Origin of the sequence: Mycobacterium sp. 1164985.4 (genome assembly GCF_001668575.1) — a bacterium.
Taxonomy (GTDB): domain Bacteria; phylum Actinomycetota; class Actinomycetes; order Mycobacteriales; family Mycobacteriaceae; genus Mycobacterium.
Map to the genome: position 1 here is coordinate 1 of NZ_LZMD01000051.1, position 802 is coordinate 802.

Consider the following 802-nt stretch of genomic DNA (forward strand, 5'->3'; position numbering starts at 1 on the left):
CCGAGGGCAACGAATTCTGCATCCTGGCCGCCGAAGATTGACCCCTCGGCCCCTATTAGCGCGAGCGTGCGTGTTTGTACACGACACGCCGCGCATCAGCGACAGTTTGTGCACGCTGAGCTCTCCGTGAGCGCGCGGTCAATCCGCCGCGGCGTTGGGCTTCAACGGCGGACAGCGCCCGTCGACGACGGCCAACTCGAAGTGCCAGATCTCGTTGGCATAGACCTGGCACAGGCCGAACTCGCGACCGTTGGCGATCAGCCACTTGTCCGCCTCGACAGGACCGATGTCGACGGCCTGACCGGTGACGTGCTTCGACTTCTCCGGCGAGGCCACGAATTCCCGTGCAGCTCCGATGCTTCCGTACTTGACGACACCGTCGGCGAACAGCCTCTCCTGGAAACCCTTCGATCGCCACCCCGACGAGATGCGCATCTCGATGCCGTCGCTCTCGGCGCGGCGGGCCGCCTTCTGAACCGACTCGCGCAGCTGCGGGTCGAGCCACTCCACGATCGGATCGTGAGTGTCGAATGGGCTGAGCGTGCGACTGTCGGGCAGCCAACCGCCGACGGTGTCCTGCGCTGCCGGTCCGAGCTTCATGGGTTCCTGGCCGACGACGGGTGCCGGGGCCGGTGGCGGCGCGGCCGTGCCACACGCCGCAACTGCCCACACCGACACGGCCGCGAGCGTGCACATGAGGCTGAGTTTTCGCGGCGTGTCGTGTACAAACACGCACGCTCGCGCTAATAGGGGCCGAGGGGTCAATCTTCGGCGGCCAGGATGCAGAATTCGTTGCCCTCGG

General features: G+C 66.2%; 1 protein-coding gene. It reads right to left on the bottom strand.

Annotated elements, in window-relative coordinates; genetic code table 11:
• Positions 1-138: 138 nt before the first annotated feature.
• Positions 139-696 (bottom strand): M15 family metallopeptidase, encoded by a 558-nt coding sequence (locus tag A5650_RS08110; RefSeq protein WP_067288725.1) that lies wholly within the window; start codon positions 694-696, stop codon positions 139-141.
• Between the last annotated feature and the right edge of the window lie 106 nt (positions 697-802).

Bases quoted from the DNA above. Each gene is read 5' to 3' on its own strand.
- A5650_RS08110 (WP_067288725.1), bottom strand. From the start codon at position 696: ATGTGCACGCTCGCGGCCGTGTCGGTGTGGGCAGTTGCGGCGTGTGGC.